This window comes from Streptomyces sp. NPDC055749 (genome assembly GCF_053617235.1).
In genome coordinates this window covers 24127-37169 of sequence record NZ_JBSHFH010000056.1, presented here as the reverse complement: position 1 = coordinate 37169, position 13043 = coordinate 24127, and the positions used below count along the sequence as shown (strand labels likewise).

Annotated in this window: 14 protein-coding genes; 5 read left to right on the top strand and 9 right to left on the bottom strand. The window is 69.8% G+C overall.

Going from position 1 to position 13043, the window contains the following annotated elements; translation table 11 throughout:
- Window positions 1-82 precede the first annotated feature (82 nt).
- The gene (locus ACWGO0_RS30875; RefSeq protein ID WP_453542388.1) at window positions 83-649 is read right to left on the bottom strand and encodes a hypothetical protein; all 567 of its coding nucleotides are present in this window, start codon (window positions 647-649) and stop codon (window positions 83-85) included.
- A gap of 145 nt (window positions 650-794) precedes the next feature.
- Here ACWGO0_RS30875 and ACWGO0_RS30870 point away from each other — a divergent pair, with 145 nt between their 5' ends.
- Complete coding sequence (locus ACWGO0_RS30870; RefSeq protein WP_453542386.1) at window positions 795-1550, top strand: SCO2400 family protein; 756 nt, start codon at window positions 795-797, stop codon at window positions 1548-1550.
- Between the two features lie 5 nt (window positions 1551-1555).
- Here ACWGO0_RS30870 and ACWGO0_RS30865 read toward each other — a convergent pair whose 3' ends face one another.
- Window positions 1556-1996: a MarR family winged helix-turn-helix transcriptional regulator gene (locus ACWGO0_RS30865; RefSeq protein ID WP_453542383.1), complete on the bottom strand. Its 441-nt coding sequence runs from the start codon at window positions 1994-1996 to the stop codon at window positions 1556-1558.
- Window positions 1997-2108: 112 nt separating this feature from the next.
- Here ACWGO0_RS30865 and ACWGO0_RS30860 point away from each other — a divergent pair, with 112 nt between their 5' ends.
- Window positions 2109-3128: an NADP-dependent oxidoreductase gene (locus ACWGO0_RS30860; RefSeq protein WP_453542380.1), complete on the top strand. Its 1020-nt coding sequence runs from the start codon at window positions 2109-2111 to the stop codon at window positions 3126-3128.
- A 99-nt stretch (window positions 3129-3227) separates the two neighbouring features.
- On the top strand, window positions 3228-3656 hold the full coding sequence (locus tag ACWGO0_RS30855; protein ID WP_453542377.1) for an organic hydroperoxide resistance protein: 429 nt from the start codon (window positions 3228-3230) through the stop codon (window positions 3654-3656).
- Window positions 3657-3722: 66 nt separating this feature from the next.
- Here ACWGO0_RS30855 and mmsB read toward each other — a convergent pair whose 3' ends face one another.
- The 6 genes from mmsB to ACWGO0_RS30825 form a co-directional block, all read right to left on the bottom strand.
- Window positions 3723-4949 (bottom strand): multiple monosaccharide ABC transporter permease, encoded by a 1227-nt coding sequence (gene mmsB, locus ACWGO0_RS30850; RefSeq protein ID WP_453542374.1) that lies wholly within the window; start codon window positions 4947-4949, stop codon window positions 3723-3725.
- Between the two features lie 8 nt (window positions 4950-4957).
- Window positions 4958-6523, bottom strand: coding sequence for a multiple monosaccharide ABC transporter ATP-binding protein (gene mmsA, locus ACWGO0_RS30845; protein WP_453542371.1), 1566 nt, complete (start codon window positions 6521-6523; stop codon window positions 4958-4960).
- Complete coding sequence (gene chvE, locus ACWGO0_RS30840; protein WP_453542368.1) at window positions 6520-7623, bottom strand: multiple monosaccharide ABC transporter substrate-binding protein; 1104 nt, start codon at window positions 7621-7623, stop codon at window positions 6520-6522. Before chvE ends, mmsA begins: the two co-directional genes overlap by 4 nt.
- Before the next feature lie 53 nt (window positions 7624-7676).
- A complete protein-coding gene (locus ACWGO0_RS30835) occupies window positions 7677-8648 on the bottom strand; it encodes a hypothetical protein (RefSeq protein ID WP_453542365.1) in 972 nt (323 codons plus the stop codon).
- A gap of 79 nt (window positions 8649-8727) precedes the next feature.
- A complete protein-coding gene (locus tag ACWGO0_RS30830; protein ID WP_453542362.1) occupies window positions 8728-9747 on the bottom strand; it encodes a zinc-dependent alcohol dehydrogenase in 1020 nt (339 codons plus the stop codon).
- Window positions 9744-10898: a mandelate racemase/muconate lactonizing enzyme family protein gene (locus ACWGO0_RS30825; protein ID WP_453542359.1), complete on the bottom strand. Its 1155-nt coding sequence runs from the start codon at window positions 10896-10898 to the stop codon at window positions 9744-9746. The genes ACWGO0_RS30830 and ACWGO0_RS30825 overlap by 4 nt, the downstream gene beginning before the upstream one ends.
- Before the next feature lie 110 nt (window positions 10899-11008).
- Here ACWGO0_RS30825 and ACWGO0_RS30820 point away from each other — a divergent pair, with 110 nt between their 5' ends.
- Window positions 11009-11818, top strand: coding sequence for an EI24 domain-containing protein (locus ACWGO0_RS30820; RefSeq protein WP_453542356.1), 810 nt, complete (start codon window positions 11009-11011; stop codon window positions 11816-11818).
- A 16-nt stretch (window positions 11819-11834) separates the two neighbouring features.
- Window positions 11835-12443: a LysE family transporter gene (locus ACWGO0_RS30815; protein ID WP_453542354.1), complete on the top strand. Its 609-nt coding sequence runs from the start codon at window positions 11835-11837 to the stop codon at window positions 12441-12443.
- On the opposite strand, the gene ACWGO0_RS30810 is transcribed toward ACWGO0_RS30815, so the two are convergent.
- Complete coding sequence (locus ACWGO0_RS30810) at window positions 12421-13017, bottom strand: TetR/AcrR family transcriptional regulator (protein WP_453542351.1); 597 nt, start codon at window positions 13015-13017, stop codon at window positions 12421-12423. The two genes, ACWGO0_RS30815 and ACWGO0_RS30810, sit on opposite strands and share 23 nt — an antisense overlap.
- Window positions 13018-13043: the final 26 nt, after the last annotated feature.

Sequence of the window (13043 nt, the reverse complement as noted above, 5' to 3'; positions counted from 1 at the left end):
CTCCTTGCATCGTTGCCCCCGGGGCGGCGTCGCGCGCGCTGGGATGAGCCGTAGGGGGGTACGGAGCTGACGGGGTGCCAGGTCAGCCGGGCAGCAGCCGCTGGAACAGCCCCCAGGTGAACTCCGCGACGTGACGCCGTCCGCTGCCCGGATCGGTGATCGCCAGCGCCCACCGGGTCGGCGCGCTGCCCTCCATCGGCCTGGCCGGGGCGAAGGCCCTGGCCACCTCGTCCACGGTGCACGACCAGGGCCGCAGATCCTCGACGGTGCTCAGCTCGGGGCCGGCCTCTCCCGGGGCGCGGACCAGCCACTCGTTCCATACGGCTCCGCCCGGCGCCGCCATCACCTCGAACCGCAGAGCGGGCCAGAGCGGCACAGGCCAGAACAGCGCGTCGCACTCCAGATCACCGACCTTGCGGCGTACGGACATCTCGGGCTCGCCGAGCACGGAGCGGTAGCGGCGCAGTGTTCCCCGCCCCCGCGGCGCCCGCACCATGGCCTGCCAGCGACGGTTGGCCTCCCGCATTTCGGCGAGCGAGGCGCTCAGTTCCTGCCGGGCGTCCTCGACGAGCTCCGGCTGGTGATCGGCCATCCTGCGCAGCAGGACGAGCTGGAATTCGAGCGGCCCGAACGGGGCGGGAGCGGTCATGCCGCCCATCCTCGCGCGTGTGCCGCTTTATCGGAGCGGTGTCACACGTATCGGACCACCGCGCCGTGGAACGGTGTCTTCCACACACGATCCTCACCTGAGCGGCTTCCTCCGTTGATCTGCGCACGTCTACTCTGCGGGCGCCATGGATTACTGCCGACCGTGCCGAAGACACCTCAACGGCGCCCTGGCCTGCGCCGGATGCGGAACCCCCGCCGAGGCGCTCGGCCCCTACGCCTACCCCGCGCCTTCCGGCCATGAACCGGAACCGCCGGGCGACACCCGTGAGCCCCCCGTGGCCACGGGGCGCCGTCGGCGTGCCGCCGAGCCCGTACGCGACCGGAGGGCCGGGCGCGATGCGGGGGAGCGTGAGAGCCGTGCGGGGCGCGGCAGGCGTGGTCATCGGCGCAAGGGGCGCAAGGCGCTGGTCGCGGCGCTGGGGGTCCTGCTCGCGATCGGGGCGCTCGGCGTGACCCGGCTGGCGACCGCGCCGGAGGGCGACGACGGCGCCGCGGACTACGTACGCGAGTCCGTCACGACCGCAGAGCCCGCCCCGGAACCATCAGCGAGTGCCCGGCCCGAGGACCCCGGACCGGTGGAGAGCCCCACCGCACGCCCCGCGACCGCCGTCCGCACCACGGGCTCCGGCGACGGGCCCGGCACCGCGAAGCCCTCGGCCGAGGCGTCCACCGCCAAGCCCGGCGGCCCCGCCTCCCCGACCGCCCCCACGCCCTCCGGGTCCGCGTCGGCGACCTCGTCCCGCATCCCGGACGACACCGCGGGCTCGCCCGGCCCGTCGGATCCCGCCGACGACCCGACGCAGCCCGCACCGCAGGAGCCCCCGCCGCCCACCCCGGAGCCGACCGAGACGTGCGACTGGTTCCTGTGGTGGTGCACCTGAAGCGCCTAGGGCCTGTCCGCCCCGGCACCCAGCATCCGCCGCAGTAGGTCCCGCAGCACCGTCCGCTCGTCCTCCGACAGCTCGGCGAGCGGCTCACGCGCGAAGTCGAGCGCGTCGCGCAGCTGCCGCGCGGTGCCGATGCCCTTCTCGGTGGGGGCGGCGAGCTTCACCCGTCGGTCGGCCGGGTCGGGCCGCCGTTCCACGAGGCCGCGGGCCTCCAGCCGGTCGACGATGCCGGTGATGTTCGACGGTTCGCACCGCAGTGTCCGGGCGACCTTCCGCATGGGCATCGGCTCCAGGGAGAGCAGCCCGAGCACCCGGGCCTGCGCGCCGGTCAGCGAGTGCGCGGCGGCTGCCTGGTCGTACTCCTCGTGATAGCGCGCCACTACGGTGCCGATCAGCTCGACCACTTCGAGGGTCACTGGGTCTGTACGCGGGGTGGCCATGACACACAGGATACGCACTTGCTTGACAAGGTGAAATATTCAGGCGCATGGTTGTTTCACATCCTGAAGCATTTTCTGCTTCCCCCGGAAGGCATCTAGGAGACCCCGAGCCATGTCTGCAGCTCTCCCCACCTCCAGCCGCGAATGGCACCTCGTCGCCCGCCCGAACGGCTGGCCCGTGGCCGAGGACTTCGCACTGCGTGAGGCCCCCGTCAACGCCCCGGCCGAGGGCCGCCTCCTCGTCCGCAACCTGCACTTCTCGGTCGACCCCTACATGCGCGGCCGGATGAACGATGTGAAGTCGTACACCCCGCCCTTCAAGCTCGACCACCCCATGGAGGGCGGCGCGGTCGGCGAGGTCATCGCCTCCGACGCGGAGGGCTTCGCCGTCGGCGACCATGTCCTGCACGGTCTCGGCTGGCGTGAGTACGCCGACGTCCCGGCCAAGCACGCGGTCAAGGTCGATGCCTCCCTCGCCCCGCTCTCCGCCTACCTCGGTGTGCTCGGCATGACCGGGCTCACCGCCTACGCGGGCCTGTTCGAGGTCGCCTCCTTCAAGGCGGGCGACACCGTCTTCGTCTCCGGCGCGGCCGGCGCCGTCGGCAACCAGGTCGGCCAGATGGCGAAGATCAAGGGCGCCGCGCGGGTCATCGGCTCCGCGGGCTCCGACGAGAAGGTCAAGCTCCTCGTCGAGGAGTACGGCTTCGACGCCGCGTTCAACTACAAGAACGGCCCCGTGGCCAAGCAGCTGCGCGAGGCCGCCCCGGACGGTATCGACGTCTACTTCGACAACGTCGGCGGCGAGCACCTGGAAGCGGCGCTCTCCTCGTTCAACGTGCACGGCCGTGCCACCATCTGCGGAATGATCGCCCAGTACAACGCGACGGAGCCGACCCCGGGCCCCCGCAACCTCGCGCTGATCATCGGCAAGCGGCTGCGTCTCCAGGGCGTGCTCGTGGGCGACCACACCGCGCTCCAGCCGCAGTTCGTCCAGGATGTCGCGGGCTGGCTGGCCTCCGGTGAGCTGAAGTACCAGGAGACGGTCGTCGAGGGCATCGAGAACGGTTTCGAGGCGTTCCTCGGCCTGATGCGCGGCGAGAACACCGGCAAGATGATCGTCTCGCTGGTCTGACCGGCCCCGAGCCGCTTGCGGTCACCCGTTAGGCTCTCCGGCAGGCCGTCGCGATCCGTGGGCGCGAGTCGCGGCGCATCAGCAGGAGGAATCCTCAGCATGACCATTCAGAACATAGACGTTGCCTACACCGCGGTCGCCACTGCGGAGAACGGCCGTGACGGCCGCGTCTCCACCGACGACGGCAACCTCGACGTCGTAGTCAACCCGCCGAAGGCGATGGGCGGCAGCGGAGCGGGCACCAACCCGGAGCAGCTCTTCGCGGCCGGCTACAGCGCCTGCTTCCAGGGCGCCCTCGGTGTGGTCGCCCGGCAGGAGAAGGCGGACATCTCCGGCTCGACCGTGACGGCTTCGGTCGGTATCGGCAAGACCGAGGCGGGCGGCTTCGGCCTGGAGGTCGCGATCACCGCGTCCATCCCGAACGTCGACAGGGCCACGGCCCAGTCGCTGATCGAGAAGGCCCACCAGGTCTGCCCGTACTCGAGCGCGACCCGCGGCAACATCAAGGTCGAGCTGTCGGCCGCCTGACCCGTACGCCAGTCGAAGGGTCGCACCCCGTTCCCGGGTGCGGCCCTTCGATGTATCCGCGGATGTCTACGTGCCGACCTTGCGCTTGTTCCAGACGTCGAAGCCGACCGCGGCGAGCAGCACGAGACCCTTGATGACCTGCTGGTAGTCCGTGCCGATACCGACCAGGGACATCCCGTTGTTGAGGACGCCGAGGACCAGACCGCCGATCACGGCGCCCATCACCGTACCGACGCCGCCGCTCATCGACGCGCCGCCGATGAACGCCGCCGCGATCGCCTCCAGCTCGAAGTTGAGACCCGCCTGCGGGGTGCCGGCGTTGAGCCGGGCCGCGTAGACGCAGCCGGCGAGTGCCGCGAGGACGCCCATGTTGACGAAGACGAGGAAGGTGACCTTCTTGTCCCGTACGCCCGAGAGCATCGCCGCGGCCTTGTTGCCCCCGAGTGCGTAGACATGACGCCCGACGACCGCGTTGCGCATGACGTAACCGAGCCCCAGCAGTAGCGCGCACATGATCAGCATCACCACGGGCACCCCGTGGAAGCTCGCGAGCGTCAGGGTGAACGCCGCGACCGCCGCGGTCATCGCGACGCACTTCAGCGCCCACAGGCCGGTCGGGAGCACCTCCAGCTCGTACGCCAGCTGGCGCTTGCGGTCCCGCCATTCGCGCAGGAGCAGGAAGACGATCGTGGCCAGGCCGATCAGAAGCGTCGGGTTGTGGTACTGCGTGTAGGGGCCCATCTCCGGGATGAAGCCCTTGGCGATCTTCTGGAAGCCCTCCGGGAACGGCGACAGGGACTGACCGCCGAGCACGATCTGCGTCAGGCCGCGGAAGAGCAGCATCCCCGCCAGCGTCACGATGAACGACGGGATGCCCAGATACGCGATGAAGTAGCCCTGCCAGGCCCCGGCGACCGCGCCTATCAGCAGGCAGAGGACGAGCGCGAGGACCCACGGCATGTCGTGTTCGACCATCATCACCGCCGACATGGCGCCGACGAAGGCCACCAGGGAGCCGACGGACAGATCGATGTGACCGGCGATGATCACGATCATCATGCCGATGGCCAGGATGAGGATGTAGCCGTTCTGCTGGATCAGGTTGGAGACGTTGTTCGGCAGCAGCAGTGTGCCGTCGGTCCAGATCTGGAACAGCGCGACGATGAGGACGAGCGCGATGAGCATGCCGTACTGGCGCATGTTCGTCCGCACGCTCCGCGCGAGCACGTGCAGGGCGGGCTGTGTCACGGACGGCGAGCCGGCGTCCTTGGGCGGTGTGGTCGTGGTCGTCATGGCGGGCCTCAGCTTCTGTTCTCTGACGCCTGGCGCGTCATCAGGCGCATCAGGGCTTCCTGGGTGGCGTCGGCCCGGTCGACCTCACCGGTCAGCCGGCCTTCGGCCATCGTGTAGATCCGGTCGCACATGCCGAGGAGTTCGGGCAGCTCCGAGGAGATGAAGAGCACTGCCTTGCCGGCGGCCGCGAGCCGGTCGATGACGCCGTAGATCTCGGACTTCGCCCCGACGTCGATGCCCCGGGTGGGCTCGTCGAGGATCAGCACCTCGGGATCGGCGTGGATCCACTTGCTCAGCACGACCTTCTGCTGGTTGCCGCCGGATAGCCGGCCGACCTGCTCGAAGACCGTGGGCGCCTTGATGTTCATCGAGGCGCGGTAGCGCTCGGCGACCAGGCGCTCGTGGTGCTCGTCGACGATGCCGCGCTTCGCCATACCGGGCAGTGAGGCCAGCGAGACGTTGCGGTTGATGGTGTCGATGAGGTTCAGGCCGTACGTCTTGCGGTCCTCGGTGACGTACGCGATGCCCGCAGCGACCGCCTCAGGAACGGTCTTCGTACGGACCGCCGTGCCGTTCACCTCCACGTCCCCGGAGACGTAACTCCCGTACGACCGTCCGAACACCGACATGGCCAGTTCGGTACGGCCCGCGCCCATCAGGCCCGCGATCCCGACGATCTCGCCCCGGCGCACGGTCAGCGACACGCCGTCGACGACCTTGCGCTGGTGGTCGACGGGATGCCGGACGGTCCAGCCGCTCACCTTCAGTGCCGTACGCGGCTCGCCCTCGTACGCCGTCCGCTCGGGGAAGCGGTGATCGAGGTCGCGGCCGACCATGCCGCGGATGATGCGCTCCTCCGACAGCTCCGGCGCCGCTCGCGGACTTTCCCGCACTGTCAGCGTCTCGATGGTCCGGCCGTCGCGCAGGATCGTCACCGAGTCCGCGATCTCGCGGATCTCGCCCAGCTTGTGGGAGATGATGATGCTCGCGATGCCCTGATCGCGCAGTTCCCGGATGAGACCGAGGAGCTTCGCGCTGTCCTCGTCGTTGAGCGCGGCGGTCGGCTCGTCCAGGATGAGCAGCTTCACCTCCTTCGACAGGGCCTTGGCGATCTCCACCAGCTGCTGTCTGCCGACGCCGATGTCCGAGATCGGGGTCTGCGGCTTCTCCGGCAGACCGACCCGGGCGAGCAGCCGCGAGGCTTCGCGCAGGGTGGCGTTCCAGTCGACGAAGCCGCGCCTGCCCCGCCGTTCGTTGCCGAGGAAGATGTTCTCGGCGATCGACAGATGGGGGACGAGCGCCAGCTCCTGGTGGATGATCACGATGCCGTGCCGCTCACTGGCCCGGATGTCCTTGAACGCGACGGGTTCGCCCTCGAAGAGGATCTCGCCCTCGTAACTGCCGTGCGGATGAACCCCGCTGAGGACCTTCATCAGGGTGGACTTGCCCGCGCCGTTCTCGCCGCAGATCGCGTGGATCTCCCCGGCGCGGACGGTCAGACTCACCTCGGAGAGCGCCGTGACCCCGGGGAAGGTCTTGGTGATGGAGCGCATCTCCAGTGCGGGGCGCGTCACTTGAGCTGGCCCTGGGTGAAGTACCCCTCGTCGACGAGGAGCTGGGTGTTCGACTTGTCGATGGAGACGGGCTTCAGCAGGAAGGACGGCACGGTCTTCACGCCGTTGTCGTAGTCGGTCACATTGTTGACCTCGGGCTTCTTGCCTGTGAGGACCGCGTCGCCCATCTGTACGGCCTGCTTGGCGAGTTTGCGGGTGTCCTTGAAAACGGTCTGCGTCTGCTCGCCCGCGATGATCGACTTGATGGAGGCGAGCTCGGCGTCCTGCCCGGTGACGACCGGCAGGTCCTTGCCGCCGTATCCGGCGCTCTTCAGGGCCGAGATGATGCCGATGGAGATGCCGTCGTACGGCGAGAGGACCGCGTCGACCTGCTCGGTGCCGTAACTCCTGCTGATCAGGTCGTCCATCCGCTTCTGCGCGGTGCCGCCGTCCCAGCGCAGCGTGGTGGCCTGGTTCATCGCCGTCTGCTTGCTGCGGACCACGAGCTGCCCGGACTTCAGGTACGGGGTGAGCACCTTCATGGCGCCGTTCCAGAAGTACTTGGTGTTGTTGTCGTCGGGCGACCCTGCGAACAGCTCGATGTTGTACGTCTCGCCGGAACCCTTCTCCGGTTCCTCCAGCTCCAGCCGGTCCAGGATGTACTGACCCTGGAGCTCGCCGACCTTCTCGTTGTCGAAGGAGGCGTAGTAGTCGATGTACTTCGTGCCGGTGATGAGGCGGTCGTAGGAGATCACGGGGATGCCCGCGTCGTGCGCCTTCTGGAGTACGTCGGAGAGCGCGGAGCCGTCGATCGCGCCGACGACGAGCAGCCGGTGCCCCTTGGTGATCATGTTCTCCAGCTGGGCGACCTGGTTCTCCACCTTGTCGTCGCCGTACTGGAGGTCGGTCGTGTACCCGGCCTTCTTGAACTGCGAGGCCATGTTCTCGCCGTCGGCTATCCAGCGCTCCGAGGACTTGGTGGGCATGGCAAGGCCGATGGTGCCGCCCTTGCCGTCGTCGGCCCGGTAGCGACTTCCGCCTCTGGCCTCCTGGCCGCAGGCGCTCAGAACGAGCCCCAGGGTGACGGCGGTCGCGGCCACGGCGGCTCCGCGTACGCGCATGGTGATCAGCTCCTCTCTGTGGTTCCGGACGGATCTGTGGTTCCTGACGGATCTCAGCCGGTCGGAAAGCGGTCCAGCTCGCCCGGCAGCCGTGAGCCGAGCGGCGACATACCGCCGTCGGCGCCGTGCCGGGCGAGCAGGTCGAGTACGAGCCGGCCGCGGCGGACCCGCTCCCGCGCGGTGGCGAGCGCGAGGTCGCGCAGGTGGCGGCCGTAGGGGTAGATACCGGGCGTCATGCTGAGCCCGAACTTCAGATAGAGCGGGGCGCCGCGCCGGATCAGCTCGGCCGCCTCGTACATCCGGACGTACCCGCCGAGGTCGTCCGGCGCCTCCACGTACAGGTCCAGGGGTACGCGGCTGACCCGCCGGATCTCGGTGAAGTGGGCGAGCGTCAGATCGGACGGGACGTTGACCGAGTCGGCGCCGAGCCGCTCCTGCACCTGTACGGCGGCCGGGTTCACCGAGCCGATCAGCGCGGACACCTTGAGCGTGGTGCCGGCGGGCAGCAGTCCCTCGGCGCGCATCCGGTGCAGGGTCCACAGGACCCCTTCGTCGGCGATGAGCAGGCACGTCACACCCAGCTCGGTCGCCCGCACGGCATCCTCGACGCACCCGGCCAGTGCGTCGTGCCCCCGCGCCCGCAGGCCGGCGCCGCCGGAGTCGGTACGCGTGGACGCACCGGTGTCCCAGGTGCCGCGCGGTCCGGTGAACAGGCACAGCTCGATGCCGCGTTCGGCGCAGCCCGCCACCATCTCGGTGATCTCGGCATCGGTGAGCATCCAGACGCCGCTGCCCTGGCTGATCCGGTGAACGGGGACATCGTGCTCCGCGGACTCCTTCAGTACGACGGACAGCGCCTCCGGGCCTTCCACGGACGGGATCTCGGTGCGCCAGCTGCCGCCGTCGGGGAACGCGTGGGGCGAGGCGTCGGCGGGGGAGAGGGCCGCCGCGCCGAGGCCGAGCGCGGTGAGCGCGGAGCCGCCGGGGCGGCGGAAGCCGCGGGGAGGGGCTGGGGCGTCGTTCACGACAGATCCTTCATGTTCGGTATTTCGGACAAGGTTCGAATCGCTGACTGTGTGCCGTTATGGAGACGGCGGCCGGGCGTCACGGACGCAGCAGCACCTTCCCGGTCTCCGGACCCCCGGCGCCCACGAGGGCCACGGCCTCCGCGAAGCGCTCCAGCGGGAACTCGTGGGTGATCAGCGGCGCCGGATCGAGGATCCCGGCGGTGAACGCCCGTACCGCGTACGACCAGGCCGCCGACGGCGCACCGAACACACTGCGCACGGTGAGCTGGCTCAGCGACAGATGCACCGGGTCGATCCCGACGGCCCCCGGAGTGAACATCCCGGTGAGCACCACACGCCCGCCGCGCCGCGCGAGCAGGCACGCGTCGGCGGCGGTGGTCGCGGCCCCCGCGGTCTCCACGACCAGGTCGTAGCGGCCCCGCAGCTCCTCGGCCCGCTTCGGGGTACGGATGTCACCCGCCCCGAAGTCCTTTGCCGGCGCGGCCCGTTCCTCACGCGGATCGATCACGGTCAGCTCCCCGGGCGACACCGCGGCCAGCAGCTGCACGGCGAGCAGCCCCAGCGTCCCGGCACCCACCACCGCGATCCGCTCACCCGGCTCGGGCGCCCCGGCCCGCACTGCGGCGGCGACCACGGCGGCCGGCTCCAGCAGGGCGGCGGCCCGCAGATCGGCGTCGTCGGCCAGCAGGTGCAACAGCCGGGCCGGGACCACCACATGGTCGGCGAAGGCGCCGGGCCGGGTGAACCCCGTCTCGTCGTACCCGGCCGTGCACAGCGAGGTCTCCCCGCAGCGGCACCGCTCGCACCGCCCGCAGGCCCGGAACCCCTCCGCGACCGTCCGCCGCCCGGCCAACGCCGTGTCGACACCCGGGCCCACCGCGTCGACGGTCCCGGACCACTCATGGCCCGGCACCACCGGATAGCGGACGTAGGCGGCGTCGCGATGACCGTCGTACACCTCGCGGTCGCTCATACAGATCCCGGCCGCCGCGACCCGCACCCTGACCTCGCCGGGCCCCGGCTCGGGAACGGGGCCTGTGCCGAGACGGTGCAGGCCCGGCCGCTCGACAGTCAACGAGCGTGACAGGAAGCTCACTTGGGCTGCCTCTTCTCCCAGCCGTCCGCCCACAGATCGAACCGTGCCTGCTGCTGCGGGAATTCGGCCGCGGCGTCCACATCGAGCTCCACGCCGAGGCCGGGGGCGTGCGACAGCTCGAAGCAGCCGGTGGCGGGGTCGACCTGTGGTGCGCCCTTCACGACCTTCTTGATGTCGGCGTCCGCGAAGTCGTTGAAGTGTTCGAGGATCTTGAAGTTGGGTGTGCAGCCCGCCAGTTGGAGACTGGCGGCGGTCAGCACCGAACCGCCCACATTGTGCGGGGCGATCAGCGTGTAGTGGGTCTCGGCGGTCGCGGCGAGCTTGCGCGCCTCCAGGATGCCGCCGATGTGGCCGACGTCCGGCTGGATGATGTCGGCGGCCTGCGACTCGAAGAGCTCACGGAACTCGATCCGGTCATGGATGCGCTCGCCGGTCGCGATCGGCAGGTCCACCTTCTCGGCGACCTTGCTCAGCGCCTTGAGGTTCTCCGGCGGCACCGGCTCCTCCAGCCACGCCGGCCGGAACGGTGCCATCTCACGGGCGATCCGCACCGCGGTCGACGGGCTGAACCGGCCGTGCATCTCCAGCATCAGCTCGGTGTCCGGGCCGATGGCGTCTCGCACGGCCTCGATCAGGGAGACCGAGTACCGGGTCTCCTCCTGGCCCAGCTCGAAGTGGCCCGTACCGAACGGGTCGATCTTCAGGGCCCGGTAGCCGCGCTCCACGACCGCCTGCGCGGCCTTGTGGTACGCCTCCGGGGTCCGCTCGGTGGTGTACCAGCCGTTCGCGTACGCCTTGACCCGGTCGGTGACCTTCCCGCCGAGCAGCTGCCAGACCGGGACGCCCAGCGCCTTGCCCTTGATGTCCCAGCACGCCATCTCGACGACCGCGATACCGGACATCACGATCTCCCCGGCCCGCCCGTAGTCGCCGTACTTCATGCGGCGTACGAGATCCTCCACCGCGAACGGATCGGACCCGGTGACGTGGTTCGCCGCCGCCTCGCGCAGATAGCCGACCAGCGCGTCCGTACGTCCGAGCATCCGGGTCTCCCCGACGCCGGTGAGGCCCTCGTCGGTGTGGACCTGGACATAGGTGAGGTTGCGCCACGGTGTGCCGACGACATGCGTGCTGATTCCGGTGATGCGCACGGAAGACGCCTCTCGGTTGTTCGATATTTCGTCACTCGTTCGAAATGCTGGCGTGACCGTAATGTGGGTCACCGGGGGTGTCAATGGTTCGCACAAGTACGCTGACCCGCATGAGTGATCTCGGGGTGGGCTTCGGTTATCTGATGAAGGGTCAGCGCTGGGCGGTCCGGCACGGCCGGTGGCTCGGATTCGGTCTGCTGCCCGGACTGGTCACCCTCGTCCTGTACGCGGGTGCGCTGATCGGACTCGGCTACGGCGCCGACGACTTCGTGGCCTGGGCGACCCCGTTCGCCGACGACTGGTCCTCGCCATGGCTGGGCCTGCTGCGCAACACCCTGGTCGCGCTGGTCTTCGTCTTCGGACTGTTCCTCGCCGTGATCACCTTCACCGCCGTGACGCTCCTCGTCGGCCAGCCCTTCTACGAGTCGCTCTCCGAGGAGGTCGACCGCAGCGAGGGCGGCGCGGTCCCCGAGTCCGGGCTGCCGCTCTGGCGCGAACTGTGGCTCTCCGCCCGCGACTCCGTCCGCATCCTGCTGCGCGTCGCGCTGTTCGGGGTGGTGCTCTTCGCCCTCGGATTCATCCCGGTCGTCGGGCAGACCGTGATCCCCGCGATCGGCTTCTGCGTCTCGGGATTCTTCCTCGCCCAGGAGCTGACCTCGGTCGCCCTCCAGCGCCGGGGCATGGTCCTGGCCGACCGGCTGACCCTGCTGCGCGGCCGGCGCCTGCTGGTCCTCGGCTTCGGCGTCCCGCTCACGCTCTCCTTCCTCGTCCCGTTCGTCGCGGTGTTCCTGATGCCGGGCGCCGTCGCCGGAGCCACGCTGCTGGTCCGCGATCTGCTGGGCGCTCCCGGCGCTCCCGGCGCTCCCGGGCGCGACGACGACAACACCGCACCGTCCACGCACAGCCTCGACAAGCGCTGAGAGAGAGTCCGTACCCATGACCGAGATATTCGCCGTCGCCGTCATCACCGTGCTCGCCGTCATCAGCCCGGGCGCGGACTTCGCGATGGTCGTGCGCAACAGCTATCTGTACGGCCGTACGACCGGCCTCCTCGCCGCCACCGGAGTCGCGGCGGGTGTCCTCGTCCACGTCACGTACACCATGCTCGGCGTCGGCCTGCTGATCGCGTCCTCGACCGCGCTGTTCACGGCGATCAAGCTGGCCGGAGCGGCCTACCTGGTCTACATCGGGGTACGGACGTTCTTCGCCCGCAACGACCTCTCCGTCGACCTGGCGTCGAAGCCCGAGCTCAGCCCGTTCGGCGCGCTGCGCACCGGCTTCCTCACGAACGCGCTGAACCCCAAGACCACGCTCTTCGTCGTCTCGACGTTCACCCAGGTCGTCGGCCCGGAGACGGCCCTGTGGCAGCAGGCGGGCTACGGACTCTTCATGTCCGTGGCGCACTTCGGCTGGTTCGGTCTGGTGGCCCTCTTCTTCTCCCACTCGCACCTGCGCACCGCGATGCTGCGCTGGCAGAAGGCCCTCAACCGGACCATCGGTTCGGTGCTCGTGGGCCTCGGCGTCACCCTGGGTCTGGCTCGCTGACGCCTTCCCGGGCCCGCAGCAGCCGCAGGAAGTCCTGGAACGCCGCGGGCATGTCCACCGCGTCCGGGTCCAGCAGCCACTGGTACTGCAAACCGTCCATCACCGCCACGAGCAGCGTGGCGGCCCGCTCCGGCGTCAGCCCGCCCGGCAGTTCCTCGCCGAGCTCGGCCCGGAGCGACGCCGCCATGCTCGTACGGACCTGTGTGTAGCGCCGGGTGAAGAACTCCCGCGCCGGATGCTCCTCCGCCACGCTCTCGCCGAGCAGTGCCGAGAACGTCCGGACGATGTCGGGGCGCATCGCGTTGTACTCCACGAGCGAGCCCAGCAGTTCGAGCGGCCACGGGCCCTCACTGCGGCTGCCACCACCGCCGGTGTCCCACCGGTCGCGGTCCTCCAGCACGGCGACGAGCAGGGCCTCCTTGGTCGGGTAGTAGTGCAGGAGCCCCTGCTGGCTGAGGCCCACCCGCTCGGCCACCGCGCTCAGCGTGGCCCCGCGGTAGCCGCGCTCGGCGATGACTTCGAGGGTGGCGCGGAGGATGTCCGCCCGCCGTTCCTCGCTCCTGGCCCGTACCATCGCCGGCCCCTTCCGTGCGCATCGGC

What these genes read in the sequence shown, in the direction of transcription:
- ACWGO0_RS30875 (WP_453542388.1), bottom strand. Translation starts at nt 649, where the DNA reads ATGACCGCTCCCGCCCCGTTCGGGCCGCTCGAATTCCAGCTCGTCCTG.
- ACWGO0_RS30870 (WP_453542386.1), top strand. Translation starts at nt 795, where the DNA reads ATGGATTACTGCCGACCGTGCCGAAGACACCTCAACGGCGCCCTGGCC.
- ACWGO0_RS30865 (WP_453542383.1), bottom strand. Translation starts at nt 1,996, where the DNA reads ATGGCCACCCCGCGTACAGACCCAGTGACCCTCGAAGTGGTCGAGCTG.
- ACWGO0_RS30860 (WP_453542380.1), top strand. Translation starts at nt 2,109, where the DNA reads ATGTCTGCAGCTCTCCCCACCTCCAGCCGCGAATGGCACCTCGTCGCC.
- ACWGO0_RS30855 (WP_453542377.1), top strand. Translation starts at nt 3,228, where the DNA reads ATGACCATTCAGAACATAGACGTTGCCTACACCGCGGTCGCCACTGCG.
- mmsB (WP_453542374.1), bottom strand. Translation starts at nt 4,949, where the DNA reads ATGACGACCACGACCACACCGCCCAAGGACGCCGGCTCGCCGTCCGTG.
- chvE (WP_453542368.1), bottom strand. Translation starts at nt 7,623, where the DNA reads ATGCGCGTACGCGGAGCCGCCGTGGCCGCGACCGCCGTCACCCTGGGG.
- ACWGO0_RS30820 (WP_453542356.1), top strand. Translation starts at nt 11,009, where the DNA reads ATGAGTGATCTCGGGGTGGGCTTCGGTTATCTGATGAAGGGTCAGCGC.
- ACWGO0_RS30815 (WP_453542354.1), top strand. Translation starts at nt 11,835, where the DNA reads ATGACCGAGATATTCGCCGTCGCCGTCATCACCGTGCTCGCCGTCATC.
- ACWGO0_RS30810 (WP_453542351.1), bottom strand. Translation starts at nt 13,017, where the DNA reads ATGGTACGGGCCAGGAGCGAGGAACGGCGGGCGGACATCCTCCGCGCC.